This is a genomic window from Paenibacillus sp. J2TS4 (genome assembly GCF_018403245.1).
Taxonomy (GTDB): Bacteria; Bacillota; Bacilli; order Paenibacillales; family NBRC-103111; genus Paenibacillus_L.
Map to the genome: position 1 here is coordinate 548,201 of NZ_BOSH01000002.1, position 25,885 is coordinate 574,085.

The window sequence follows — 25,885 nt, forward strand, 5'->3', positions numbered from 1 at the left end:
GCTTCATTGTTACGCATTTTTTAGATGCCTATTATTCTATCAAATCCTTTTTCATTCTTCCAAAAAATTTCCAGCATTAGACAGATTGTCGCGAAGCGCATTAAAATATAATAAGATGCTTCTTCTTGGTCCCGTCATTGTTCTTGTCCTGGCGTCTATAACAGACCGTCTTCCAGTTGCTCCAGCACGCAGTTCCACCAATGGTTTTCCTCCGCCAAACTGCTCGCATCCTCTTCTTCAAAACGGGCTCGCATCCGGGCCAGTTCTGCCTTTCGATTGAAGGCTTGCCGTTTCGGAGGCTTCGGAACGACTTCGCCGCGGCGAAAGGCAGCGAGACGCTCACGCGCTTCCTCCAGAGTCATGTGCGTCGCCGTATCGCCTTCGGACTGACTGGCGGTGAACGATCGTATGCAAGACAGAAATAACAGAAACCGGCGGATATCCGTGTTTACGAATCCGGCCTGCCCGGAGGCGGGATGGAAACTATACACATGTCCGGAATGTTCAGCCAGCCCCAGAACCGCTGTTTCCGGCTCCCATTCGTATCCGATGGGCAATAGCTTTTGTTCACCCGCTTGGATCAGCCCCATGTCCGGGAACGATTGAAAGCGAACGCCCAGAACGGCATGGGCTGGATCGACAAGAGGAAGCCCCTCGTCAAGCAGACGTGCCTCCGTACGCTTGGGTAAATTAACAGATCGGACGAGAACGGGATCATACCGGACAACAGGAGTATCTCTCTTCACAACTTCACCCCCATCTTCAGAATTAAACTCACTATATTCGTTGTGAATGAACTTCTTTTTCAAATGCCATACATATGGTTATATTTCACTTTGCATTCCATGCGGCATTACTCAACTCAACAGAGAACTCATAAAACTCGCTGGTTAGTTTTTGTTCATTAATTTCCTGTTTGTTCTCGATCCGGAACTCTACATTTGTCCTGACTTTGTACTGTCCGGGCTTATCTATGACGAATGTATAATACTCTTCGCTTCTATGTTCTTCTCCATTGATATGGAGAACCTCATCCGGTTTTAGTTGTGTCAGAAAGCCTATATTGTTTCGAAAGAGCATGCCGCTCTTTCGTTTGAGCGGATTTCCTTCCGCATCCACAATTTCATAGGTAAACATTCCGGCTCCGTGAGAGATCTCCCAAGAATGTTTCGAGTTGTTTTTCAGGTAACCGGTTATTATAAAAGGCTCATTCGCTTGGATACCCTGTAGTTCCTCAATCCCCACCTCTAACATACTTGCGTCAGGTTGGACGCTATTGGAACAACCGGCCAATATACTTATGAACATGAACGCAACTACTATTGCATTCGCAACCGCCTTCATAGCTTGTCCTCCTGCTTTGCAACGATTTCCACACAGTTATTTCACCAGAATCCGCTTTAAAATACTAACTTGAGAAGCCGTCAGGCTTTGCAGCCTCAAACTTGATCTTGTTCAAGTATAATTCCAAAGTCTTTCTACTTCCACCTCGATTTGGTGAAATCGCCGGAAATTCGTTAATCTTAAATATCTTTACTCTTCCTTCCTCACTGCTCGTTATTTCACCACCTATGGCACGTGCATGAAAATAAAAGCTAATCATAGGCCCTGGATAACCTATATTTCTCTTAAATTCCAGACAATCTACAATCTCTATATCTAATCCGGGTTCCTCTTTCGTTTCACGTATAGCTGCCTCTTCTGGTGATTCTCCATATTCTGCATGGCCACCGGGAAGGGCCGCAGGGAATTCCTCTGGCGAACGGGGTGGCAGTATGGCTACAATTAAGCGTGCGATCTGAGACGCCGTTCGAGCCGAAAAACCCGGAGCAGGCCTCTTCGCAGTTCAGGACAACTACGAATAGGCCTGCTCCGGGCCAACGACTACTATATATTTACAATTCTAACATAAATTTCTGCCGTTTACCGTTCAAAAATTAAAACGTGCCATCAAATGCGCGTTCCATCAGATCGGCCTCGTGGGAGACCGCCAAAAGAATAAAGGGGCCTTTGGTTTTCAAGACATGCTTTTCGATAAGAAAGTATTCGTCCGGACGATAGTCTTTAAATTTTACCGTTTGTGCTTCGATTCTTTGCCGTATTTTCTCTTTGACGCTTTCCACCTGATTCACATCTTTTACTTTGATGACAGCCAGCTCGTCCGCCTTCACATTGGATGAAGCCGTATAAAGGATAAAATCCTCCACCTCCCCGGCATCGATATGGTACAGCTTACTCAGCTTGCTGCTGTCCCCCTGCTTCATATCATCGAGGTTCACCGCCTGCCGGATTCGTTCCCCCACTTCAGCGGCCGACAGAGCATCGGCAGCCCCGTTCTCCTTGCCGGAACAACCGGCCATAACACCGACAGCCACGGCGAACGCCAGTATCGCGGCTATAAACTTCCCAATCTCTTTCCTGTAGCTTCTCATTCGATCCCCTCCGATAGCTTCTTAATAGATGGGTCTTCCAAAAAGGTTTGGATATTATAAAGCAGAAGCATGTCATCGATATCTTGTTCCTGCACGAGCTTCACCAAGTCTTCTTCGTAATAGCGCAGGTCTGCGACGTATATTTCACTAAAGTGCTCCGCTAAGAAAGGAATCAGGTTGTTGGCGTACGAATCTTTGACCACCAGCAATTTCTTTCCCTCCGGATGGCCCGTTGTTATATGGATAAGCGCATGATTGCCGTTAAGAAAAACCGCATACTTATCCTTCTTATTGAGATTGTCCATCTCATACAAGGAATCCGACGTTTGTTGTTCTTCGACATACTCAACCGTATAGCTCCGATCCTTCTTCGGCACATAAAGCTCGATACTGTCTGGCTGCATATGTCTGAATCCGCTCTTCGAATAGATTGAACCGTAAAATTCTTTCGTGACCTGCCGGATATGGAAATCTTCCCCCTCCTGTGGGGTGATCCCCATTTGCCTGCAAAGCTCCCGATAGGCGTAATAGGCGCCCCGGGTCGTCCAATGATGGTCCGTTTTGTAAAAAATGGGCTCCTCCCGTTCGGCATACAGCGCAGGATAGACGTCGACAAATCGAATATCGCTATGGAGCACTTGCCGGACTTGGTCCAAATACTTCGGTTCATCGCCGGCCGGGGCATAGGCCGGAAGTTTATCCTTGAGCAGGGTGACAGCCGTGGGCACAAGCATCACGTACTTATGAAGGCCCGGCGTGGCACTATCAAACGAATGAATGGCCTCTATCTTGTCTTCCAAGTCCCCGGCCGCCGGCTCAGTGAATTTTTGAATGAGATATCCGTCATCGCCCAAGTAAATTCCGTTGCTCTCCTTCTTTCCCATGAGCCGGTCCGCATCGGATTTCACGCCAATCCATACATCCCTGAAAGCAAATTGATCGGATACATACTTTTCGTAATTGGAAGTGAACCTTCCAGATACAAGAGCTTGCAGTGAAAAATCCGGAAGCCGCTCCAGCACCCGATTTTCCGATTCCGAGAATGCCCTGTCGGGCGTAAGAAGGTGGAGAGCGCCAATCGTGCCAATAAACAGCAGCAGCAGGATGGCCATTAGATTTCTGTACATTTTGTCATACCTGTTCAGAGCCGGCGCCTCCTTCAAAATCGAAAGTATAAGAATGGATTGTAGGTTTCATTGACCAAATAAGCCGTAGACAGAATCATAAATATGAAATAAATGGCCGGAACGGCGATTGCGCCTGCCATGTTTCCTCTTTCCCTAAGGGAAGACAACACTCTCCGGGGAAGCGGCGTTGCGCATAACGCCAGCACGATCAACAGGATGAAATTGGCCGACAGATCACAAAATGCTTGATGATCCGCAAATCCGTGCGCACCGAATCCGAACATCGTTCCGATGAATGTCCAGGCGGATGCCAGATTGTCAAATTCGAAGAATACCCACCCGATGATGACGATCAGAAGCGTGTAGAGATGTCCCACGAAGCCGGGGCTGCGCTGCAGCCATTTCAGCAGAAACAGCTTCTCGGCCGTCACGAAGAAACCGAAATACAAGCCCCATACAATAAAATTCCAGCTTGCCCCATGCCATAATCCGGTTAAAAACCATACGACCAACAAATTGCGGAGCTGTTTCGGAAGACCCGACCGATTACCGCCGAGTGGAATGTAGACGTACTCCCGGAACCAGGAACCCAACGAAATATGCCATCTGCGCCAAAATTCCGTAATGCTTTTGGAAATATAAGGGTAATTGAAGTTTTCCATAAAATCGAACCCGAACATTTTGCCGAGTCCCCGCGCCATATCCGAATACCCGCTAAAATCGAAATAGATCTGCAGGGTAAAAGCGATGATGCCGAGCCAGGCGGAAAGAACGCTCAGTTCTCCCATCGGCGTTGCCTTCACGCTCGCCCACAGCAATCCGATATTGTTCGCAAGCAGTACTTTCTTGGCCAGTCCCCGGATGAACCATTCCGTCCCTTCGCCAAACCGGTCCAGCGTCATCGTTCGGGAAGCCAGCTGCGCGGCGATATCGCCGTATTTAACGATTGGACCCGCAACGAGCTGCGGGAACATCGTCACGTAAGCGCCGAAAGAGATCATATTCCTCTGTACGGGCACTTTGTTCCGGTATACGTCCACCACGTAGGACATGGTTTGGAACGTATAGAAGGATATGCCGATCGGCAGCGGAAGCTCCGCCGCCTGGATTTGGAGGTGAAATAGCTGGTTGAGATTGTCTACAACAAACCCGGCATATTTAAAGAACCCGAGAATGCCTAAACTGCCGGCGATGGAGCCGATGAGAACCGCTTTGGCCATCGGCTGGCGATGTCTGTACTTATCGATCAACAGCCCGTTGGCATAGTCGAATACGGTCGAGAAAATCATGATAAAGATATACAACGGCTCGCCCCATGCATAGAAGATCAGGCTTGCAACGAGCAGGACGGCATTTCTCAGCTTCTTTGGTGATAGATAGTAAATAAGAATGGTGGCCGGCAGAAAGAGGAACAGAAAGATCAGGCTGCTAAAGACCAAATTCCGTCACCTCCGGTTATGAACCCGTCCCGCATATTACTTCACTTGATCCTTCAACATATCCAGCACTAACGGATAGAACCCGGCTTTAAAATGAATGCCGTCCGCATCGTACAGGTTGGGATGGTCGACAATGATTGGCGATAAATCGACAAATCCGACTTGTTCCTTGGCAGCCAGTTCTTTCAACCCCTGATTGTAATCCGCGATATTGCGATAACGGGGCTCCTCCTTCTCCGCTTCCGCAGTTACGGGGGTAACCGCTAAAATCGTTATGGCGGCATCCGGCAGCTTCTCCTTGATCGTACCGATCAATTGGGCGTAGTGCGTCAGTGCGTATTCCTTGGGATTGTCGGTAGGCCACAGAATATCGTCCGATCCCAATTGAATGAAGATATGTTTCGGCTTACGCTTAACCAAATCGTCGATATCTTCGAGCGCGAATTGGGCGGTTTTCCCCGCTCCCGCAAGCACATTCGCCTCATCCAGCACATCGTGGAACGACAGCCCCTCCGTAATCGAATCCCCCAGAAATACGCTCGTTTGAAACAGAGTCGCGTATGTAGCTTGTTCTGGAGCTGCGGGGTTCGCCCCCTTTTCTTGAGCCACAGACCCGGGCTTCTGCCCGCCTTCCGGGTTCCCGCACGCCGCCAACGATAATGCGACGAGTCCTATTAGCAGGGTAATCATCCTTTTTTTGGTCATGTTCATGTATGTCCCTCTCCCGTACTTAGTTTATTTTTAAATATTCCTTCATCCCGTCCAGAATGGAAGCGGCAATCCGATATTGAAAATCGTCTGTAAACATCTGAGCCTCGTCCTGCGGATTCGTGACATAACCCACTTCCAGCAGCACCGCCGGCATCTTCGTATCTTTCACAACGAAAAAATCCTCTTTCTTCACCCCGCGGTCGCGGAATCCGGTCGCCCCAGCCACATGCTTGTGCATAAGCTTGGCCAGATTAAGCGATTCTTTGCGGTAGTAATAAGTTTCCGTACCCGAAACATCGGGATCGGTATACGTGTTGCCATGAATGGATATAAATAAATCCGCATCCATCTGATTAGCAAATTCGGGTCTTGCCCGATCAATGGAAGACAGGAATCGGTCATCGGTTCGGGTCATATAGACCTCGATTCGCGGTTCTTGCTGCGCCAGTTCCTTCACCTTCTGTGATAGCTGCAGCGTAAAGTCCTTCTCGTCTTTGCCGCTGGCGCCGGCAGCGCCCCGGTCCTTGCCCCCGTGTCCCGGATCAATGACCACTTTATATACCGGGGCATCGGCGATATCCGCAGCCCCGCTCTCGCTCGCGCGAATTTCGCTGGTGTAGCCGGCCTGGAGCTTGTACACGGCAAAAATAAGGATGGCGGCCGCAAGCCATTTAAAGTACGGTTTCCATCGCTTCATCGCTCTCCCCCCTTTCCGTCAACCTTACATGCGATGACCCTGCTCCGAAATTCAGGCGGATAGTTGGGCATCGATATGGCTTCTGCATCGATCTCGCTCAAGGCGGACTCTTGCTGTCACGCTCCCACCTCGCAAAATAGAATAATAGAGAGAGATAAAGATAAGATGCAGATGATATAAAAGTAGTTTAAAAACTTAAAATAACCCCAGGTCCCCGCTTAGTTGTCATTTTCCCTGAGAGAAGCGATCTAGGAGTTTGTCCAAATGAACACGTAACTTATATGAGCATGCAGAATCACTACATAAAACCGGTGGTATAGCGAATTTATGCTTTGATGCTGCGCCGTTTACAAGGGGATATCCTTTCACTGGACAGACTACTAGCTGTATTCCCGGATACCCCTTCACCGGACAGTCTCCTTGCTGTAGTTTATGTAGGTAAATTAAAGCGATTGGTAGAAAGTAAGTGATTAACGGAGTTTTTCCCGTTAGTTTTGATTTTTCATATCATAGGGGGACATTAGCTGGAGGAAATCCATTAAGTTATCCAGGCCAATGCCTGCCGAGGTACAGTCAGGAAGACAGTTCTATTGGCCGGGAATGGAATCGGCATATAAATGTGGAGAGAAGCCCCACAATTTGATTCGGAGTCTACTCCAGCGGCGGATAGCCAGTGGTCTAAGGAGATCTAAAGAAGCCATGAGGTGATTTCAAGCTGCGAAAAATACAAAAAAGGGACCGTCCCAAAAGAGGGTTTGCGAATTTTCAGCCCCGCTCAGCACCGATTTTTTTTCGAGAAAAAGGACCTCACCATCCACCTTTGCAGTGGAATGCGAGGTCCTTCATTCGTAATATATACTGGAGGTTCTCGTTTTATGCGAACTCCTTCGGGACAGCCCACTCCCCCGTCGGGTAGTGTAAAAGACGGACGATAGTCCGGATCTTTTTTGGAAAAAAGCTGCCCCGTGCCTGATTCTAAAGCGAAACTGCAGGTCTTTTTGGGGAAAAGGCGCGCCATGCTTGATTCTAAAGCGATAATGCAGGTCTTTGGAGTGATTTTTGCGAAATCGCCCCATTTGCCAAAAAGACCTGCACATTTGACCGTCTTTCGCTCTCTTTGTAGAAAACGGCCGGATTTCAATGTGTTTTTGCTCGTCTTTGCGCCGTCCTTGACATCCATGCTCACGGTGGAACATTCCGTTCAGGCCGTTTCTCAGTCGTTTGGAAAACTACTTTGGAGATTGGAGACAGCCCACTCTACACTTTTTTATTCAGATGGAAATAAAACATTACGCCTTCGGTTGTATTGGTGACACCGTACGGCACGCCGTGCAGCTCCAGAATCTTCTTGGAGATTGCCAGACCCAGTCCGGTTCCTCCGGTTGCCCGATGGCGGGAAGCTTCGCCGCGATAGAAACGGTCCCATATCTTCTCCAGCTGTTCCTTCGGAATATGGGCTCCTTTATTTTCGATACTTACCCGGACGGTGTCCCGCTCCTCGACGGCCGAAAGAATAATGGATTCCTGTTCCGGCGTGTAACGGATCGCGTTGGTGAGGAAATTGACAACCACCTGCTCGATCCGGTGCTGATTGGCCACAACCTCGACAGGGGCGAGACGGGTATGCAGATGCAATGACTTGCTCTCCAAGTCCGAAGCGAATTTCGCGCAAACCCGCTCTATAAGTGTATCGAGAGGGAACGAATCCATCTGCATCTTGTAAGTGCCCGACTCATATTTCGCCAACTCCAGCATGTCCCCGATGAGCAGATCCATTCTTTTCACTTCATCTTCCATCGCCGCAAAATAATGATCCCGCTTATGGCTGGCAACCCCATCCTTCAGAATGGACAGACAGCTTTGGATGACACTTAACGGAGTTTTCAATTCATGGGACACTCCGGCTATAAATTCCTTTCGCGTATTTTCCAGCTGCTTTTCTTTCTCAATGTCCTGCTCCAGCCGGGTTATATGGGAATGCAGCCGTTCGGACAGCTCGTTTATATTGCGGGACAAGTCCCCGATCTCATCCTTGGTCGTTACCGGAATTTTCTCGGTGAAATCCAGGCCGGCCATTTGCTGCGCCGTACGGTTGATTCGCAGCAGCGGACGGGCAATCCGGCGGGAATAATAGAAGGAGGCGAGCAGCACGAGCAGAAGTGTGGCGATAACGATGTATACATAGTAATCCTGCATTACATCCGCGGCTTCACTCACCGGCTGAAGCGACACCATCGCAAACAGGTAGGCGGGATTCCCGTTCCGGTCTTCGAAGCGATCCACGAACAATTTGTAATTCACCTGGTTTTCTTCAATATCTATAATCTGGCTCGCATTCGCGCTGTCATCATAATCCCCATACAGAAGATCCGCTTGAAAGCTCTTGACCCGATCCAGAAATAAATGGTTCGTATAACGCGATGCTTCCGCCCCTTCCGGGGTCCGAACTTTTATAATCGTTCCTTTGACAAGAAACGACGGGTACTGATCAAAATATCGGTTCGGATTCTCAAACCTGGGGACGACCTCATATTCTTTGTTCACCATCTGCTGATTTTCCAGCCGGCCTTCCTCCCTCAGCCGGCCTGGATCCCTTCCCATCCGCTGCGGAACCGGCTGATTGTTCATCAGCAAGCCTTCAATAGCGATCCGTTCTCCCTCTTGAATCCATGTAGTGAGGAATGGATTGTCCTGACTGAAATCCTCCACATTCATGACGCTGTACAGCGGGATGGTCATCGTTTGGCCTGAAAGGGCAGGATCGTCAGAACGCTCCAACCGAACCTCCATATAAAAATCTCCGAAATAATTCAGATTGCCCATAGCGTCCAATGTAGTGACCCAGGTATTATGCCTTTGATAAAAGTCTTGTTCCAGCTTGGCCACGGCCTGCGGGTCCCCGGCATTATTGAAGTTGTCCTGCTTATAAGCTTGAAGGGCCGCCTGCACCTTCTCTACTTTCTGATGCACATAAAATTGCTTGAAGAAGACGGTCTGCCCGACAAAAAGAATCGCAAGAATGAACAGGCATAATGCGGTCGTTAATAGAAAAAGCTTGAGTACGATGCCTCTTCTCATGGCTGATCCTCGAATTTATAGCCCGAACGGACAACGGTGACGATACATCGGGCACTCTCTCCCAGCTTGGAGCGCAAATTTCGGATATGACTGTTGACCGTACGATCATCGCCGACGAAATCATATCCCCAAACTTTCGTAATTAGCTGCTCCCTGGTGATGATGATCCCCTTGTTCTTCATCAGGTAGGCCAGAATTTCAAATTCCGTATGCGTCAAGCTGCAGTTCGTCCCGTCCACCGTAACGGTGCGGGAAGGAAAATGGATCGCAATCCCGCCGTCGGATAAAGTATCGCTCTCCTGCCCGCTAACCCGCCGGTTTTCGAGAAGCCGTTTGGCCCGTGCCAGCAAAATGGGAGGACTGTACGGTTTGGTGACATAATCGTCAGCGCCCAGCTCGAAGCCGAGCAGCGTATCGTCCTCGTCCGAGCGGGCCGTCAACATAATAATCGGAACGTTGGACGACTTCCGGATGCGCCGGCATACCGCCCATCCGTCCAATTCAGGCAGCATGATGTCCAGAATGATTAAATCCACTTCATGCTCCTGAAATAATGCCAGCGCTTGTTTCCCATCTCCCGCTTCCAGCACCGCATAGCCTTCGTCAAGCAAATAATCCTTCATGATTTCCCGTAAAATAGGTTCGTCTTCCACAATCAGTATCGTTTTTGACATGGCTAATCACCTGCTGCAATTTTTCTTGCTATGCTATCACGTTTGCGATTTCAGCACAAATCTAGGGGTCGCCTCATAAATCTATTCTGGTCTCGGATAAACCCGAATGGTTCATAGAGTCCATGCGCGTCTTGTGTGCCTAATACTCCGGTCAAACCTCGCAATTCCTCTGAATGGACAATCACTTCTACTAATTTCTTGCCGATTCCTTGTCCTCTATAATCTTCATCAATAATCACATCGCATAAATAGTACAGTGTTGCCCCATCGGTAATAACTCGGGCAAAGCCGATTTGCTTCGCATGGTGATATACCCCGTAACAGATCGAATTTTGGATCGATGCTTCCACCTTTTCCATCGTTCTTTGGTTAGCCCAGTAAGAGCTGGATAAGAACCGATGGATCGTTTCGAGCTGTAATAAAGCCTTATCTTTGCTAATCATGTATTCTCCAAAACTAAGCTTCATAGTCCTCTTTCCCTCCTATTTCTTCATTCTATCTTTTCCGCGTCTGCTGAAAATCTCCATCCGGTCACTTCACAATTTTTAATTTGCTTTTAAGTATACACGTTTGACGTTTGTAATTCATTCAGCTGGTTTAACTTTTCTTTTGCAGATTAACATGACAATAATGAAAGCTTTCCGTAAGGAAGATCAATGGCTCTATTATTCGGAACCCATTACAGTTAATTGTATAGATAAGATTAAAAAGGAGTGTGTGGATCCCCATGTTGGAGGTTCGGAATGTATCCAAAGTCTATGAAGGCAAAGTAGCTTATCAAGCGCTGGCCAATTTGAATTTGGCCGTGAAGCAGGGAGAGTTTGTCGGTATCATGGGACCATCCGGCAGCGGGAAAACGACCCTGCTGAATGTCGTGTCGACCATTGACAAACCCTCTTCCGGAGAGGTATGCATTGCCGGGAAGAACGCGCATCAGTTGAATAAGCGTCAATTGGCGTTATTTCGCCGCCGGGAGCTTGGATTCGTCTTTCAGGATTTCAATCTGCTGCAAACTTTGACCGTTAAGGAAAATATAATTTTCCCGCTTACGCTGGAAAATGTAAGCATCCAAGAGCAGGAGGATCGAGTTCAGCGGATCGCGGACAAGCTGGGCATCACCAGCATCCTGAATAAGCGGACTTATGAAATATCCGGCGGTCAATGTCAGCGCACAGCGATCGCCCGGGCGATCATTCACGACCCCAAGCTGATTCTCGCGGATGAGCCGACCGGCAACCTCGATTCCAAGGCGGCTAAAGATGTGCTGGAGACCCTGCAGAGGCTGAATCAGGATGAGGGCGCCACTATGATGATGGTCACGCATGACTCTCAGGCAGCGAGCTACTGTGACCGCGTTATTTTCATTAAGGACGGTACGCTTTACCGGGAGCTGCACCGGACCGACAGTCAACAGGTCTTTTTCCAGGAAATTATGAACGTACTGACGTCTATAGGGGGAACGCCAGATGAATTTTCGGCAGTTCGCGTTTAAGAACGTATTTCGCAACAAACGGCTGTACGCCGGCTATTTCTTCAGCTGCGCTTTCTCAGTCATGATCTTCTTCGTCTACTCGATGCTGGTTTTCCATCCCGAATTGAACTTCTCCAACCAGGGCAATTGGGGAAAAGGCGCACAGACCGGAATGGATGTTTCCCAATACATCATTTATTTCTTTACGTTTTTCTTTATTTTGTATTCCATGAGCGTCTTCCTGAAATCGCGCAAGAAGGAATTCGGTATTTGCATTATGCAAGGGATGTCTGATTTTCAACTGAGAAGGCTTGTTTTTCTGGAAAATGTCATCATCGGACTGGCCGCGACGGTATCCGGCATTGGCATCGGGCTGCTGCTGTCCAAGGGGATGCTCATGCTGGGCACCTCAGTGCTATCTCTGGAGAAGCCGTTATCTTTCTATCTGCCTATTACGGCAGCCGGGTTTACTTTCGTAGCCTTTGTGCTTCTGTTCGTGTTCATTTCCTTGTTCACCGCCATGATTTTGCGCAGCAGCTCGCTGATCGACCTGTTGAAAGGAACGGCCAAGCCAAAGCCCGAGCCCAAGGCTTCCACCGCACTCGCCATTCTAGCGGCGGTGCTGATTGCTGTCGGTTACCTCATTGCGTTTCTGGTTAAAGGGATTCTCGTTATATTCGCACTGCTGCCCGTTGCGGTGATCGTCGGTGTCGGGACCTACTTCCTGTTTACGCAGCTGAGTGTCTATATTATCCATAAGCTGAAAAACAAGCCCAAATTGTATCGCAGCCGAACGAACCTGATTACGCTGTCGGATCTGGCTTACCGGATGAAAGACAATGCCCGTATGTTTTTCCTGGTGGCAATTATATCGACGGTCTCCTTCTGCGCCATCGGTACATTGGTCGGGATGAATTCCTTGTTTACGACCTTGATATCCGAATCGAGTCCTGCCCTCAAGTACGAATCGTATGCCGGAAACAAGCAGCAGGATCAGCATACCGCGCTTATTGAGGAGAGGCTGACGGAGGCCAATATCGCTTACGAGCGGCTCGTCATCCAGAAGAAGACGGCATCCGATGCTGTAACGAATAAGTCCTACAGAATCCTTTCGCTGTCCGATTATAATCGCCTGATGAATAAGAATGTGAGCTTAGGTGATGAGGAGGTTCTCTTGTTCTATCCCGATGATATGGGATTCGGCGGCAAACAGGCCCAAGGCGAGGAGAAACAGATCACTCTGCAAGAAGGGCACCCGATCACGGTAACGGAAAATACCGTGCTGCCGACTCCACTTCAGCAAATAGAAGCCTCGGGCATCGCCATTGTGTCCGATGCTATGTTTCTTTCGCTGCCGGAATCGTCGGAGGACTCTACCTCGTTCGTATACGATGTGAAGGATTGGCAGCAAACATTGGGTGTGTCCAAGCTGCTTATTGAGGAGATAACAGAGCATGGAGAGCATTTTCACTTGACCTCCCGGGCCTATGCCTTGAACGATATCAATCAAGGATTTGGTCAAATTCTGCTGACCGGACTGTTCATAGGCGCCGTATTCTTCGTTGCCGCGGGGAGCTTCCTGTACTTCCGTCTATATGCAGACCTCGACCAAGACCGTGTGCAGTATCGTTCCATTACAAAGCTGGGATTAACGGATGGAGAGCTGTCGCGGATCGTATCGACGCAGATCGGATTGTTGTTTCTCGTGCCGATCGTCGTTGCCGTCATTCATGGGGCGGTCGCCTTGAACACTCTGCAGAATACGTTCAATGTGAATCTGGTCAAGGAATCAGCGCTTGTGCTAGGCTCCTTCACAGTCATTCAATTGGTTTACTTCTTGTTCATCCGTGCCAATTATGTGAGGAAGCTGAAGGATGTCATGTAGAATGCCTCAATGAATAACGAATCTGCAAAGGAGCAGCCGAACATCGGTCTGCTCCTTATTTCTACCCCCGCCGCGCTTTGCGCCCTGTCTTTCTCTCCCGGTATTCGGAAGGAGTGATGCCGGTATACTTTTGGAATACTTTGGTAAAATATCTTCTTTCCAGATACCCTACCTGCTGACCGATTTGCCTGACGCTTTTATCACTTCTTAACAGGTAGGATTTCGCCAATTCCATCCGCTGCTTCGTAACATATTCGACGAAGGTTTCGCCGAAATAATTTTTAAACAGCAGGCTGAAGTAGCTTGTGCTAATCCCGAGATGGTGGGCTATCTCCTCAATTCCGAAGTCGGACGACAAACGGCGATGAATATAATCTTTGGCAGAAATCATCAGCAATTCACCGGGCTTCTTGTCGGAACGGGACGAACGGCCCTCTGCAAGCGACTCGGCTTGATAATGAATGAACGGCTTCTTGATGGGCTGTACCAACAAGCTCCACTGAATGTTTTTATAGGCTTCTGCTAATTGGTCCTGCTGGATGGGTCCTGGGTGGATCCCGATGCTAACGGTTAATTTCACATTTTGTTGGACGCTATGCTGGAGTTGGGCCGCCCTGCGAATCATGTCGTTCTTTGGTAACGGCAGCGTCTCATTATCCAACGGGAGAACGATGCACCATTCTCCCTCTTGTGTCTGTATGACAGCGAAACTCGAGCCATCTTCACGCATCGTCTCTTCCAGAACGTTCTTCACTGCAAAATTCCATAGCTTGCGTTCCTTCTCGTTCCAAGCCAGCGATTGTTGGGAGTAATCGTCTATCGCGATCAACATAATAGCGTATCCCATCTCTCGTTCCTGATCGTTAACTCCTCTTAAATAATAGGCGGGAATGGACGAATACCCCATTAAAACATCCAGCATCATTTTTTCGTTAGCCAGGTCAAGAACTTTGCTCCACTCCCTTTGCTTTCTATGCTCTTCCAGCTTGTCGGCGCGGATCCGCTCTGCCAGCTCGCGAACGGTCTTCTCCAACTGCTCATAGTTGATAGGCTTGGAAATATAGTCTCTTACGCCGTATTGCAAGGCGATCTTGGCATACTCAAACTGCTCGTACCCGGTGATGAGCAAAATTTCACAGCGGATGTCCCGCTTCCGAATCTCCTGTACAAAGGTCAGCCCGTCCATTTCCGGCATGCGGATATCACATAGAATAAAATCAGGCATCCCGGCCTGGATAGCATTCAGCGCTTCCTTGCCGTTCTTGGCAAGTTGGACTTGAACATTCATTTCTTCCCATGGAATGACCTGTTTTAAATTATGCAGAATCGGAATTTCATCGTCGATCAACATCGCTTGCAATTTCATGCAGATCCCCCACTCTCATATTTCGGAAGGGTACATTGAATAATCGTTTCCTTATTCCGCTCCGAACAAATCATTAATCCGTACCCCGCCCCATACTGGATACGAATACGGTCCGCCACGCTGCGAACGCCTAAACCGCGCCTCTCTTGGTGAAAATCAGGGACAGCCGCTCCCCCGTCACTCTCCTCCTCCTGCAAATAGCGGAATCGCTGCAGCTGCTCATTGGAAATTCCTTTTCCATTATCTTTAATATAAAAAATAACCTTCTCCCCTTGCAGACCGGCGGTAACCTGGATAAATCCTTTGCGTCCTATGCCTTCAAAACCATGCTGAATGCAGTTTTCGACCAATGGCTGCAGGGTCAGCTTAAGAATGGTGCAATTCATCACTTCTTCCGGAATCGCTAGCTCAAAATCGAATAGTTCCTGAAAACGAAATTTTTGGATTTCTAAGTAACTGCGTAAATGCTCGATTTCTTCCCGAATGGTAATCTCTTCCCGATCCTGAATGCTGATCCGCAATATATTCCCGAGACGGTACACCATTTGACTGACCTTTCTACCTTCGTTCTGCACAGCCAGCACGTTGATGGACTCCAAAGCGTTGAACAAAAAATGAGGCTTGATTTGCGCTTGTAGAACACGCAATTGAGCTTTCATCTGATGATTTTGCTCTTGCTTGACCTGCTCCAGTAAGACATGGACTCGTTCGACCAATCGGTTGAACCCTTGGGCCAGCAGATGCAGCTCATCGCGGCCGTTCGGCCGAATGCGGACCTGAAGATCGCCGTTCTCTACTTTACGCATAAAACGAACAATTCTGACGATCGATTTCGTAATCCGATTCATAAATAATAAGAAGAACAAGAAGGCAGCCAGCAAGCTGACAAATAATATGCCGACAATCCATTTGGTGAAGGTCATCATGTCTTGAGATAAGGAATTCCAGGAAGCAACGGAAATCAGATACCAGTCGAAGTCCTGCAATTTATCCATGGAGATAACGCTTTCATTGTCTCCAAAATGCCGCTTGAAGCTTTGATAGCCCGGCTCAAACTTAATCTCTCCGGGAATATAGCTGTGAATATTTTGGCCGCTGGCTTCTTCCAGATGGTCATATAGAATTAATCCTTCTTCATTCACGATTAAAAAACGGGTGTTCGCTAAATTTTTATTATTGCTAAAGGCTCTGAAGATTTGAGAAATGTCCCAGTCTTTAATCTGCACCGTCAAGATCCCTATTCTTTTCAGCGTACTGACCTCTTTCACCAGCCGGATTTGAGTAAATACCGAAGAGAAGCCGGACAGCTCCGGGTACTCGTAGGGCCCCACCCATACCGGCAGACCATTAAGCTCCATCACCTTGGAGTATAGAGAATGGTTCCTCAGCTCATTCAGAGGATAAGTGATAAAGCCGTCCTTGTTAAAAAGAGAAATCGCTCCAGGGCTCGCACCTTCCTGCAGATTATAGAGATAGGCGTAGCTTATGGCTGGATAACCATAGAGCATGCTTCTGAACATCCGCTGCTTTTCATTCAATTCCAAATAGTCGGCGGCCGTCAAATCTTGAACTCCCGGGTCCTTGGCATTGATGGCTGTTTCAAATACGGAATTCGCAATTCCGCTATCGGTAATTTGGTTCATTTGCTTAAACACATATTGAATATTCTGGATGATGGATTTGACCGAGAACTCGGCTTGTTGGCTGTATTGCTTTTCGATGAGGTTGAAAGCGACGAAGAAGATGAGCAAACCAATCAACAGAAGCGGCATAATGATGAGGGTAATAAAGGCGGCTGACAGCTTCCAACGCAATTTCATCATTAAACCGATCCTCTCTTGTTTAACCTTTAACGCTTCCTGCGGTCACTCCTTCGATGATTTTCTCTTGCAGCACCGCATAGATGAGCAGAACCGGAGCTACACTGAACACAATGCCTGCCGACATTTGGGCATAGTTCGTATTATACGCATCGCGAAAGCCGACCATCCCCACCGGCAGCGTCCGCAGCTCATCGTTGGAAAGGAAGTAATTCGCTAATAGAAACTCATTCCAATTTCCAAGAAAATTAATAATAAAAACCGTAACGATTGCCGGGATCGTTAATGGTATTACAATTTTAACAAATATTGCCTTTGCGCTCAATCCATCCATAATCGCCGCTTCTTCAATTTCACTCGGCAAGGAGCGCATGAATGCCGCCAGAATGATGACCGAAAAAGGAATGGCATTGGCGACATAAGGGACAATGAGTGCCAAATGAGTATTCAAAATATCCAGCTTGCGCATTAGTCCATAAATCGGAAGCAATAATGCATTGTTCGGAATCAGCATGCCCAGCAGAACAAACTGAAACAGAAAGGCGCTAAGCTTATGGAATCTCATCCGGGTGATAGCAAAGGCCAGCATGGACGCAAACAAGATAGACAGCACGGACGCAAGAACACCAATATATAAGCTATTGAAAAAATAGGTGCTGATTTTAGCGTTAACCCAGGCGGTCACATAATTTTGAAATTGAAACGACGTCGGAAAACCAAACGGATTCATAGCTATCGCCTGATTATCGGTTTTGACCGAGGAAAAGAGCACGAACAAAAAAGGATAGAGGATAATGACTAAATAGATCATTAAGAAAAAGTGCGGAATCCATTTCTTTAACGCTCTCATGATCAATACTCCGTCCTTTCACTTCGACTGGCAATAAGAACTTGATACAAGACTGTAACGATTAACGTAAAAATAAAAATCAACACGGCAATGGTATTGCCAAAGCCATATTTAAAGTTCGTTATCGCATACCTGATCATATAAGTGGCCATCACATCCGTTGAGCCCGCCGGCCCCCCTTTGGTCATGACAATGACGATATCCGCCGCTTTCATAGCCCCGGCTATGGACAGCATGATGACGACCGATACGATCGGCATAATAAGAGGAAGTGTAATTTTCATAGCCGCTTGGAATTTGGTTGCTCCATCTATCGCGGCCGCTTCCTCCAATTCTCTAGGAACCGCCAGAATCGCCGCCAGCACCATCACAATATAAAAACCGGTCCACTGCCAGGCGTTAGTGATTAGAATCGAGAGCATCGCCCATCGCTTCTCCGCCAGCCAATAAATCGGCTCGACTCCAAACAAACCGAGAAATTTATTCAACAAGCCGATGTCCGGGTTATAAATAAATCCCCATAAGATCCCGATGACGGCAGTCGACATGATGGAAGGCAGAAAAACAGCCGTTTTATAAAGCCCCTTCAACCGTTTGACATTGGCAATGAGCAAGGAAAAGACAAGGATTACCGGGACTTGAATGAAGCAGGAAAACAGGATGAAGTACACGTTATTTCTAACGGACTTCCAAAAGGCGATATCCGTCAGAGCCGTCTTATAATTACTTATGCCAATGTAAGTCACGTCTTTGGAGATGCCGTTCCAGCTTGTAAAGCTGTTCTGGACCGCGCTGATGATAGGATAAATAAAGAAAGAGATAAACAGCAGGAGCGCAGGCACCACAAATACGATGTAGGTGAGAGGACGTCTCATGGCTTTATTCATCGTTACCTCCGATATATTCATCGTTGTTATATTTTGAGAAAGGATACCTCCTTCTAACCGGAGGTATCCTTCTCCCTGCAGCAAACTATTCTCCTGAAGCGTTAGCCGCCTCCTGCGCTTTTTGCAAGTTATCCAGCATCTTCTCGGGTGTAAGCTCGCCTCCTATCACCTGCTGGATGCCGATATCGAGAGCTGTTTTTATCGAGGATTGCACCAGCGCGTCAAAGGCCGGGAAGGAGATGTCAATTTCACTGACTGCCTGGAATATATCCTGCATCAGAGGATCGTTGGAAGCAGCCGTTAATTGAGCTTGATCGATCTTCATAGCCGGCAGAACCCCATCCTCTTTTAAGCCGCGAATTTGCATTTCTTCCGTCCACATATTTTTAATAAACTCTTTAATCGCCTGCAATTTCTTCGGGTCTTCTGCCGCTCTGGCGGAGAAGCCGTAGCCATTATTCGTATCCTGCATGACGACGATCTCGCCGTTCTCCTTCAGCGGAGGCATATTGAAGAATCCGATCTGGCCGACCTTATCTCCAGCTTGCTGCGGGTCCGTGAAGACGGAATTGGCCCAGGAACCGTCCATCATCATAATGGCTTCCCCTGATATAATCTGATTCCTCATATCGGCATATTCCAGACCCAGCTCGCCTTTTTTGAAATACCCTTTGTCCACCCATTCCCGATGCTTGGCGAATCCTTCCACCACCTTGGGGTCCGTCCACTTCGCTTCGCCTGTTTTAAATCCATAAGTAATTTCAGGACCAGCGTAGTAGGACCATAAATTATTCGTGGTCATGAGAGGCACCCAGCCGTCCTTGGAGCCTTGGGCAAAGGGAACCTTGCCGTCCGCCTTAATCGCTTCCGCGATTTTTTCCAGCTCGTCAATCGTTTTGGGAATGCTGAAGCCTTTTTCCTCAAAGTAAGCTTTGTTGTAAAAGTACCCTTCAATGGATCCGCCAATAGGCAGTCCATAAATCTTTCCATCGTGGGTGAATGGGTCCAGGCTCGTGAATTGATCCTTCAAGCCGAGCTCCTCCAGAATCGGAGTAAGGTCTAGGACCAAGCCTTCCTTCCCGTAGAGCCCGGCATCCGGGCTGCCAAACACATCGAAGATATCCGGCGGACTGCCGGCAGCCATCTCTCCCCTCAGCTTCTCCGTCCGGTTCACTTCCGAGTCCACCGCGTCCAGCTTGAACTTCAAGCCCGGAATCGCGGCTTCCGTTTTGGCTACGACATCCTCCAGCAGCGCCAGACGGAACCTTTTGGCATCTCCAAGCTGGGTATGACGTATGGTCAATTCGAACGGCTCTGACGTTTCCGGCGACGGTGACGGGGCCGGCTTATTGTTTTCCGGCGGACTGCTCCCGTTATTATTGGTTGCTTCTCCCTGATTGCCGCCACAGCCAGCTAACACGATGGAGACGATGAATAGGAACGAGATAAGGAACGATACATGCTTCTTCATGGAATGACCCTCCCCATAAACCATTTATTTTTTCGCTACAAGGCTATTATAAGTTCATTCCATATTTTGGGTAAGGATGACATTTCGATCATATGGGGATAAAATTATCTACTCTACAGACTTCCCGGACGATTACATGTCTTAAGCTAATCTTTTTCATTAATATAGTTTAGTCTCTAAACTTTTTAATTATCATAGGAGAAGTCGCAGCTTCTCCCGCTGTCATCCCGTACATTTCTGATCTATGATGGCTAATTAACAGATTGAGATAAACTGTTAAGGAAATTATTCATCAACAAGGGTAGTGAAATGAGAATGGGCGGATCGTCCAAGCGCGGGGTGTGAAGCATAACTTGCTGATAAGGGACGGAGGAATAAGGTTTGACTATAATGGGCTGCCTTGACCGGGTACGCAAAGTGGCCTGCGGCAGCAGAATATCCATCGCCTGCATCTCCCAGGAGACCGATGTTGCCATCAGGTAATAAGTACCCGGTTTAACGTCCGTAAAGCAAAATTCCCCTAATGAGGAAAGAATCGTTCCGTACAGAGGAATGCCTTCAGGAATGGGCTTGGCAAACAAGCCAATCAGAATGACACCCTCAAATGGAATCTCTGCCTGCACATTGCCTTCTATTGTGGAGAATGGACCGGCAGCAGGAAGGTAGGAGGACCAGCCTTTAAGCCTTTGCAAGGACCGGAAATGGTTATCCGCATGCAGAACCTGATTCCGGAAGTCAGACGGCGATACGCCTACCCGTTCGGTAAATCGGGTAGTGAAAGTTCCCAGACTTTGTTGCCCGATCTCCAGACCGATATCCCGAACACTCATATTCGTTTGCAGCAATAAATCCTTAGCCTTTTGTAATCGTAAGGAGGATACATAATAATGCGGGGAAAGCCCCATTCTCGCTTTAAAAATACGGGTAAAATGATACGGGCTATAGCCGACAAAACGTGCAAGCTGGGAAAGCGGCAGCGGTTCATAAATATGCTGATGAATATATGCGATCAACTCGTCTATTTCCGGGTACCGATTAATCATCATCTTCTCCCTTATTATCGCATCGCAGTTTGAGCAAAACATGCCTTTACTTTCAAAGTTCGGGGCTTCTTCTACCAATTATATAATATCAAAATTTCATCCGAATCTGTACCCGATTTCTCACTAACTTATATCTCTCTACTTAGGCATAGCTACTTCCTCCCTCGGACAGCTCATGCTCATACGGTGTAATACGTGAAGGTCAAGGAATAGCGAGCATGTCCCCCCAAACTTTATGAGAAAATGTTTGGCAGTTGCTTTGAGAAAGCACTCAACATTCAGGCTTCTAACTGTTATCCCCTTGGTTCAGAACAAAAGTTCTGAGCCAAGGGGATATTGGTCAAAAAAGCCCTTTTCTTGCTTCCAAATTCTCGACACACCGGATTTGAAATCTTTGGCAATCATATTAACTGCTTCTGCTTTAGTCAAAGCCAGATGTTCATAGAACATCTTTCTTACTTCTTCTTTAGAGATCGGAGTGATCTTACTCCAAAATTCAGCGATGTCATCTGCATTTGCATGCCACTTTTTATCTATAGCAGCTACTTTATTTGGGTCGCCGGCTATTGCCGCTTTGACAAGATACGCGGCCCGGACAACTTCATGTACCTATTGTAGATATGGATTTGCCCCATCTACTCCATATCCAAGTACGGGGTATCTTTAAATTCGCTCGCTTCGATTTCACTTATTCCCAGATTCTGCTGATGGAAGCACCCCTTAGATCCACAGCTGCACGATAAACATCCGGATTGGAAAGGCTCTGCCAATCGTCAAAACCAAAGCTTGAAATAAAATGTTTTAATATTAGCGACATTAAAGCACCGTGGGTGACTACGGCTATATTGTTTTCCGGTCGATCATGCAGTTCATTAAGGACGGCTATTCCTCTACTCATAGCTTCATTCGACGATTCTCCGCCCGGGAATTTGAGATCGAGATCGGAATAGGTATCCTTGAGCCGCGACAGCCAATCCTCGTAATTTTCCGTACTTAACACCCGTTCCTTTAATCTCTCGTCCGTGTGACAGGGCAATTGATTCCTTTCGCAAAATGGCTTTATCGTCTCTACCGCTCGAACATAGGGACTGGAAACCACCCATTCAATCCCTTTGTCCTCCAGCATTTCCGCTAATCGTTCCGCCTGCTCCTGTCCTGTTCGAGTTAAGGGTGCAGCTGGTTCTTGCCCAGTAGCTTGGCAATGTCTGATGAGGTATATGGTTTTCATAGATCGTCTCCCCTCCCTTTGATCTCCCCAGGCCTTCACGTTAATTCACCCACTGGACAATCTCTTCAAGATTGAGCCGGGATTTGGAGTATTTGGGCTCATTCGCTCTATAGCCGAAGGCCACCATAACCGAGATGTCCAGTTTTCCGTCCTCCAGCAAGCCCTCTTTTCTCAATATTTCATGAGCCTTATCATAGTCAAAGCCCTCGATCGGACAAGAATCGATTCCTATCAAAGCAGCAGCGGTCATCATATTCCCCAGTGCAATATAGGTTTGTTTACACGACCAATCGAATAAGGCACGTTCGCTATCCAGTAAATGCCAGTCCGATTCTTGAAATTCTTTATACCTGGGCATCAGCTTCTCAATGAGATGATCCGGATAATTTTTAACGTTTTTCTGAAGGTTCAGGACATATTCGGAATCGTATTTCACATCTCGTCTGGCCAGAATAACGACAAAATGACTGGCCGTCGGAAGCTGGCCCTGGGCTCCCCAGGCCACCTCTCTTAACTTTTCCCTCAATTCCTTGTTTTGAATGACCAGGAACCGCCAGGGTTCATAGCCGACCGAGCTGGGAGACAGCCTTCCGGCCTCCAGAATAAACCGGAAATCCTCTTCAGGAATCAGCTGTGCCGGATCAAATGTTTTAGTTGCATGTCGAAAATAAAAAGCGTCGATAATTTCCTGTTTTTTTGCCTTCTTCGCATCCTTATTCTGCATCATATTCACCACTCATTAATAGGTTTAATCCGGAATCCATGCCGCTTGGTTGTGGACATAACGCCTCTTAAATAGTCCCTGCTGCACCCCGTCTGCTGCCATGATCAACGCTTGGTATTCGGCGATTGCGCCATTTGAATAATCCGCTCCAGCCCTTCAATATATTGCTTGAACATATTCAATCCCAGCTCCGTTGGACTGCAGACCGTTTTTGGCCGTTTCCCGGCGAACGTCTTTTGCACATCGATGTAACCGGCCTGCTCCAGCACGCGAATATGATTGCCGAGATTTCCTTCAGTCAATTGAAGCTCATTGCGCAAAAATCCGAAGTCGCAGGACCCGTTTACGACTAACAGACTCATGATGCCAAGACGGGCCTTGGCGTGGATTGTCTCATCTATTGCGTCAAAAATATTATCACCCATGACGCTTACTCCGCCAATGAAGGAATAATCCTGTTACGATATTGCTCCCTCCGCCAAGCAGACCCAAAATAAGAAATTGATATTCTCTTAAAAATAACCAGGTCGCTATCGATAGCAGGATAAACCAGCAGCCGATGACAGCCGGACCTTTGCCAATTAACGAGGCCAAGGATACATATGAAATGCCTACCAGAATAACCCAGAAGAACGAGGCGTACTCAAGTCTTACTATACCCGAAACCATCATGAAGAACCCGGACAGCATCATGACAAGGAACGGCAGCCAGAACATCCAGGCATAGGACCCGCCTTCCTGTGAAGTCGAGGCGATTCTGCGGGACTGCCTAATCCCTACCACAGTCGACAGAATCCCTCCCAGAATAGCAGAGATCGGCCAATACCACATAGGCCACACGGACAGATCGAAGTGCATCCCGATAAAACCGATCATCATGTGAGCTCCCCAAATATAGAGATAGGGAGGAGAGTGATCCAGCTTTTTCTGGTTGCGGGCAATTAATTGTTTAATAAATTCAATGTCCTGCAGCGCCTGCTGAGGCTCTGAAATCTTCATCGGCTCGCCCGATGTTTCCTTGCGGATTTGCGGATCCTTATCCATGCTCAACCTTACCACTCCCGAAGCCTACATAATTTACCTTCCTTCGTTATCGATTTTCCCATCGAAAGAGTAATAATGCAAGCATACCGCTAATAATCGTAAAACCAGCGAGCACGATCAGCTCCAATCCGAATCCTGACAGCGGTTGGCCATGCCATACCCCTTTCACTAGATTAACGAAATAGGTCATCGGGATCCACTGACTGGCAGACTGCAGAACCTTGGGGAAAATCTCCAGCGGCATCGCAATGCCTGAGAGAAACAACATCGGAAAAAAGATAACCATCGCCAGCCCGCTTGCCGCTCCCGGACTGCTGACGAGCCCCGACAAAGCAAATCCGATACTGAACAAGCCAATCATTCCAAATAACAAACATCCTAAAAACACCACCACAGATGCCGCGGAAAGCTGAATATCCCAGAGCAGCTTGGCAATGACGATAATTTCGACAGCGCCGGCCAGTACCAGAACAAGCCCCTGCACCGCGTGGGAGACCAGCACCGCTGATTTATGAATCGGGGTCACCCGGAATCTTCTCAGCATGCCATTCTCCCGATAAGTAACCATATTTATGTTAAGCGTAAACAGCGCTACAGACATAACATTCATCGCGCATAAGGCCGGGACATAGTCATCGATATATCGGCTGCCTGGAACGATCTGTCCTGGGGCATCGCCGTACATCGAGCCAAATAAGAGCAGCATCAGCGCGGGATAAACCAGCACCCAGAAGATAGTAATCCAATCCCGCAAATACAGCCGGAAATCAAAAGCCGTTAGTCTAATAAACGCGTTCATCAGGCTTCCCTCCTTAACGGTGAGGTCAATTCGTTAAAGACCTCGTTCATCGACGTTTCCTCCAGCTTCAGCCTGCTGACCATCCAGTTTTCCGCATCGGCCTGACGAAATAATTGCTGCAGCGTACGATCAATGTCGGTAGAATGCAATCGGATCAAATCCGGCTCCCATTCCACGTGGATGACATGAGATAGCGCCGCCAATGCTTTCTTGCTGGTCTGCCCGGTATTCTGGAAGCTGACCCTCTTCGCCCCGCCGAGCAGGTCAATAAGCCGCTCAGGAGTATCCAACGCAATCAGACGGCCGCGGCTCATGACGGCTACCCGGTCGCACAGCTCTTCCGCTTCTTCCATGTAATGGGTCGTAACGACAATCGTCCGGCCCGCCTCCCTTAATTGCTTAATCATTAGCCACATCTGATTCCGGGCTGTCGGGTCCAACCCCATGCTCGGCTCATCCAGGAAGACGATATCCGGATCGTTAATCAAGGCCAGTGCCAGCGATACACGCTGCTTCCAACCGCCGGATAAGGACTTGAAGGAGGCGTTTTGTTTATCCTGCAACCCAAGGAAACGGTTAATTTCGTTGAGATCGGATGTTCTGTCATAGAACGAAGAAAAAACGTTCAGAATCTCCTTCACCTTGGCATTCCCGGGGACCGAGGTCGATTGAAGCAGAACACCTATTCTCCGTTTAATGTCTTCCGCCTGGCTGCGAATATCTTTGCCCAGCACCTTCACACTGCCGCTATCCGCAACCCGCAGTCCTTCAATCATTTCGATCAAGGTCGTTTTACCCGCCCCGTTCGGTCCTACGACACCAAAGATTTCCCCTTTGTTGACCTGCAAAGATACATCATTCACGGCTACGTTAGCTCCATATTTCTTTATAACATGATCAAGCTCAATCACCGTATCCACTTCCTCACCCTCTCCCATAACTGCAATATTTATTTACTCTGAAATACAGAGTAATCTGTTTTTCAAATAATGTCAACGGCTTTGGCCGCTTTTCATCCAGAATTTATAGATTGCCACGTACCTGAATTCAGCCCTTAGTTCACGGCTTGACATAAGGCGATCAACCGGCTCCGAGGAATCTCGTAAACGAAGCGTCAACAGCCACGTTATCCAAAATGG

The 25,885-nt window shown here is 48.0% G+C and carries 25 protein-coding genes and 1 pseudogene; 2 read left to right on the forward strand and 24 right to left on the reverse strand.

What is annotated here, in order from left to right; translation table 11 throughout:
* Positions 1–155 precede the first annotated feature (155 nt).
* The 11 genes from KJS69_RS06710 to KJS69_RS06760 all read right to left on the reverse strand — a co-directional run bounded on the left by KJS69_RS06710 (position 156) and on the right by KJS69_RS06760 (position 10,625).
* The gene (locus KJS69_RS06710) at positions 156–746 is read right to left on the reverse strand and encodes an SUKH-4 family immunity protein (protein ID WP_213582828.1); all 591 of its coding nucleotides are present in this window, start codon (positions 744–746) and stop codon (positions 156–158) included.
* Positions 747–831: 85 nt separating this feature from the next.
* A complete protein-coding gene (locus KJS69_RS06715; RefSeq protein WP_213582830.1) occupies positions 832–1,344 on the reverse strand; it encodes a hypothetical protein in 513 nt (170 codons plus the stop codon).
* Positions 1,345–1,408: 64 nt separating this feature from the next.
* Positions 1,409–1,798: an NUDIX hydrolase gene (locus KJS69_RS06720; protein ID WP_213583076.1), complete on the reverse strand. Its 390-nt coding sequence runs from the start codon at positions 1,796–1,798 to the stop codon at positions 1,409–1,411.
* A gap of 139 nt (positions 1,799–1,937) precedes the next feature.
* Complete coding sequence (locus KJS69_RS06725) at positions 1,938–2,432, reverse strand: DUF4358 domain-containing protein (protein ID WP_213582832.1); 495 nt, start codon at positions 2,430–2,432, stop codon at positions 1,938–1,940.
* The gene (locus KJS69_RS06730) at positions 2,429–3,559 is read right to left on the reverse strand and encodes a DHHW family protein (protein ID WP_249730397.1); all 1,131 of its coding nucleotides are present in this window, start codon (positions 3,557–3,559) and stop codon (positions 2,429–2,431) included. Before KJS69_RS06730 ends, KJS69_RS06725 begins: the two co-directional genes overlap by 4 nt.
* A gap of 32 nt (positions 3,560–3,591) precedes the next feature.
* Entirely contained in the window at positions 3,592–4,998 is a 1,407-nt protein-coding gene (locus tag KJS69_RS06735; protein WP_213582834.1) for an MBOAT family O-acyltransferase, read from the reverse strand.
* Positions 4,999–5,034: 36 nt separating this feature from the next.
* Positions 5,035–5,709 (reverse strand): GDSL-type esterase/lipase family protein, encoded by a 675-nt coding sequence (locus KJS69_RS06740; RefSeq protein WP_213582836.1) that lies wholly within the window; start codon positions 5,707–5,709, stop codon positions 5,035–5,037.
* A 19-nt stretch (positions 5,710–5,728) separates the two neighbouring features.
* Positions 5,729–6,406 (reverse strand): N-acetylmuramoyl-L-alanine amidase family protein, encoded by a 678-nt coding sequence (locus KJS69_RS06745; protein ID WP_213582838.1) that lies wholly within the window; start codon positions 6,404–6,406, stop codon positions 5,729–5,731.
* A gap of 1,257 nt (positions 6,407–7,663) precedes the next feature.
* A complete protein-coding gene (locus KJS69_RS06750; RefSeq protein ID WP_213582840.1) occupies positions 7,664–9,484 on the reverse strand; it encodes a sensor histidine kinase in 1,821 nt (606 codons plus the stop codon).
* A complete protein-coding gene (locus KJS69_RS06755) occupies positions 9,481–10,158 on the reverse strand; it encodes a response regulator transcription factor (RefSeq protein ID WP_213582842.1) in 678 nt (225 codons plus the stop codon). Before KJS69_RS06755 ends, KJS69_RS06750 begins: the two co-directional genes overlap by 4 nt.
* A gap of 50 nt (positions 10,159–10,208) precedes the next feature.
* The gene (locus KJS69_RS06760; RefSeq protein WP_213582844.1) at positions 10,209–10,625 is read right to left on the reverse strand and encodes a GNAT family N-acetyltransferase; all 417 of its coding nucleotides are present in this window, start codon (positions 10,623–10,625) and stop codon (positions 10,209–10,211) included.
* Between the two features lie 260 nt (positions 10,626–10,885).
* Here KJS69_RS06760 and KJS69_RS06765 point away from each other — a divergent pair, with 260 nt between their 5' ends.
* Complete coding sequence (locus KJS69_RS06765; RefSeq protein ID WP_213582846.1) at positions 10,886–11,650, forward strand: ABC transporter ATP-binding protein; 765 nt, start codon at positions 10,886–10,888, stop codon at positions 11,648–11,650.
* Positions 11,625–13,514, forward strand: a complete 1,890-nt coding sequence (locus KJS69_RS06770) for an FtsX-like permease family protein (protein WP_213582848.1) — start codon at positions 11,625–11,627, stop codon at positions 13,512–13,514. Before KJS69_RS06765 ends, KJS69_RS06770 begins: the two co-directional genes overlap by 26 nt.
* Positions 13,515–13,575: 61 nt before the next feature.
* Here KJS69_RS06770 and KJS69_RS06775 read toward each other — a convergent pair whose 3' ends face one another.
* The 13 genes and pseudogenes from KJS69_RS06775 to KJS69_RS06835 form a co-directional block, all read right to left on the reverse strand.
* Positions 13,576–14,880 carry a response regulator transcription factor gene (locus KJS69_RS06775; RefSeq protein WP_213582849.1) on the reverse strand — a complete coding sequence of 435 codons (1,305 nt, stop codon included), beginning with the start codon at positions 14,878–14,880 and terminating at the stop codon, positions 13,576–13,578.
* On the reverse strand, positions 14,877–16,703 hold the full coding sequence (locus KJS69_RS06780; protein ID WP_306434395.1) for a cache domain-containing sensor histidine kinase: 1,827 nt from the start codon (positions 16,701–16,703) through the stop codon (positions 14,877–14,879). Before KJS69_RS06780 ends, KJS69_RS06775 begins: the two co-directional genes overlap by 4 nt.
* Before the next feature lie 19 nt (positions 16,704–16,722).
* Positions 16,723–17,550: a carbohydrate ABC transporter permease gene (locus tag KJS69_RS06785; protein ID WP_213582851.1), complete on the reverse strand. Its 828-nt coding sequence runs from the start codon at positions 17,548–17,550 to the stop codon at positions 16,723–16,725.
* 2 nt (positions 17,551–17,552) lie between these two features.
* Positions 17,553–18,437, reverse strand: coding sequence for a carbohydrate ABC transporter permease (locus KJS69_RS06790; protein WP_213582853.1), 885 nt, complete (start codon positions 18,435–18,437; stop codon positions 17,553–17,555).
* 85 nt (positions 18,438–18,522) lie between these two features.
* The gene (locus KJS69_RS06795; RefSeq protein ID WP_213582855.1) at positions 18,523–19,908 is read right to left on the reverse strand and encodes an ABC transporter substrate-binding protein; all 1,386 of its coding nucleotides are present in this window, start codon (positions 19,906–19,908) and stop codon (positions 18,523–18,525) included.
* A gap of 251 nt (positions 19,909–20,159) precedes the next feature.
* Positions 20,160–20,951, reverse strand: a complete 792-nt coding sequence (locus KJS69_RS06800) for a helix-turn-helix domain-containing protein (protein WP_213583079.1) — start codon at positions 20,949–20,951, stop codon at positions 20,160–20,162.
* A gap of 351 nt (positions 20,952–21,302) precedes the next feature.
* A pseudogene (locus KJS69_RS29610) lies at positions 21,303–21,551 on the reverse strand (acetylglutamate kinase); the annotation flags it as partial.
* An 88-nt stretch (positions 21,552–21,639) separates the two neighbouring features.
* A complete protein-coding gene (locus KJS69_RS06810) occupies positions 21,640–22,179 on the reverse strand; it encodes a histidine phosphatase family protein (RefSeq protein ID WP_213582859.1) in 540 nt (179 codons plus the stop codon).
* 40 nt (positions 22,180–22,219) lie between these two features.
* Positions 22,220–22,903, reverse strand: a complete 684-nt coding sequence (locus KJS69_RS06815) for an NAD(P)H-dependent oxidoreductase (protein ID WP_374706616.1) — start codon at positions 22,901–22,903, stop codon at positions 22,220–22,222.
* A 104-nt stretch (positions 22,904–23,007) separates the two neighbouring features.
* On the reverse strand, positions 23,008–23,328 hold the full coding sequence (locus tag KJS69_RS06820) for a winged helix-turn-helix domain-containing protein (protein WP_213582863.1): 321 nt from the start codon (positions 23,326–23,328) through the stop codon (positions 23,008–23,010).
* Entirely contained in the window at positions 23,321–23,953 is a 633-nt protein-coding gene (locus KJS69_RS06825; protein ID WP_213582865.1) for a hypothetical protein, read from the reverse strand. The genes KJS69_RS06820 and KJS69_RS06825 overlap by 8 nt, the downstream gene beginning before the upstream one ends.
* Positions 23,954–23,993: 40 nt before the next feature.
* Entirely contained in the window at positions 23,994–24,746 is a 753-nt protein-coding gene (locus KJS69_RS06830; RefSeq protein WP_213582867.1) for an ABC transporter permease, read from the reverse strand.
* Complete coding sequence (locus KJS69_RS06835) at positions 24,746–25,666, reverse strand: ABC transporter ATP-binding protein (RefSeq protein WP_213582868.1); 921 nt, start codon at positions 25,664–25,666, stop codon at positions 24,746–24,748. The genes KJS69_RS06830 and KJS69_RS06835 overlap by 1 nt, the downstream gene beginning before the upstream one ends.
* Positions 25,667–25,885 lie beyond the last annotated feature (219 nt).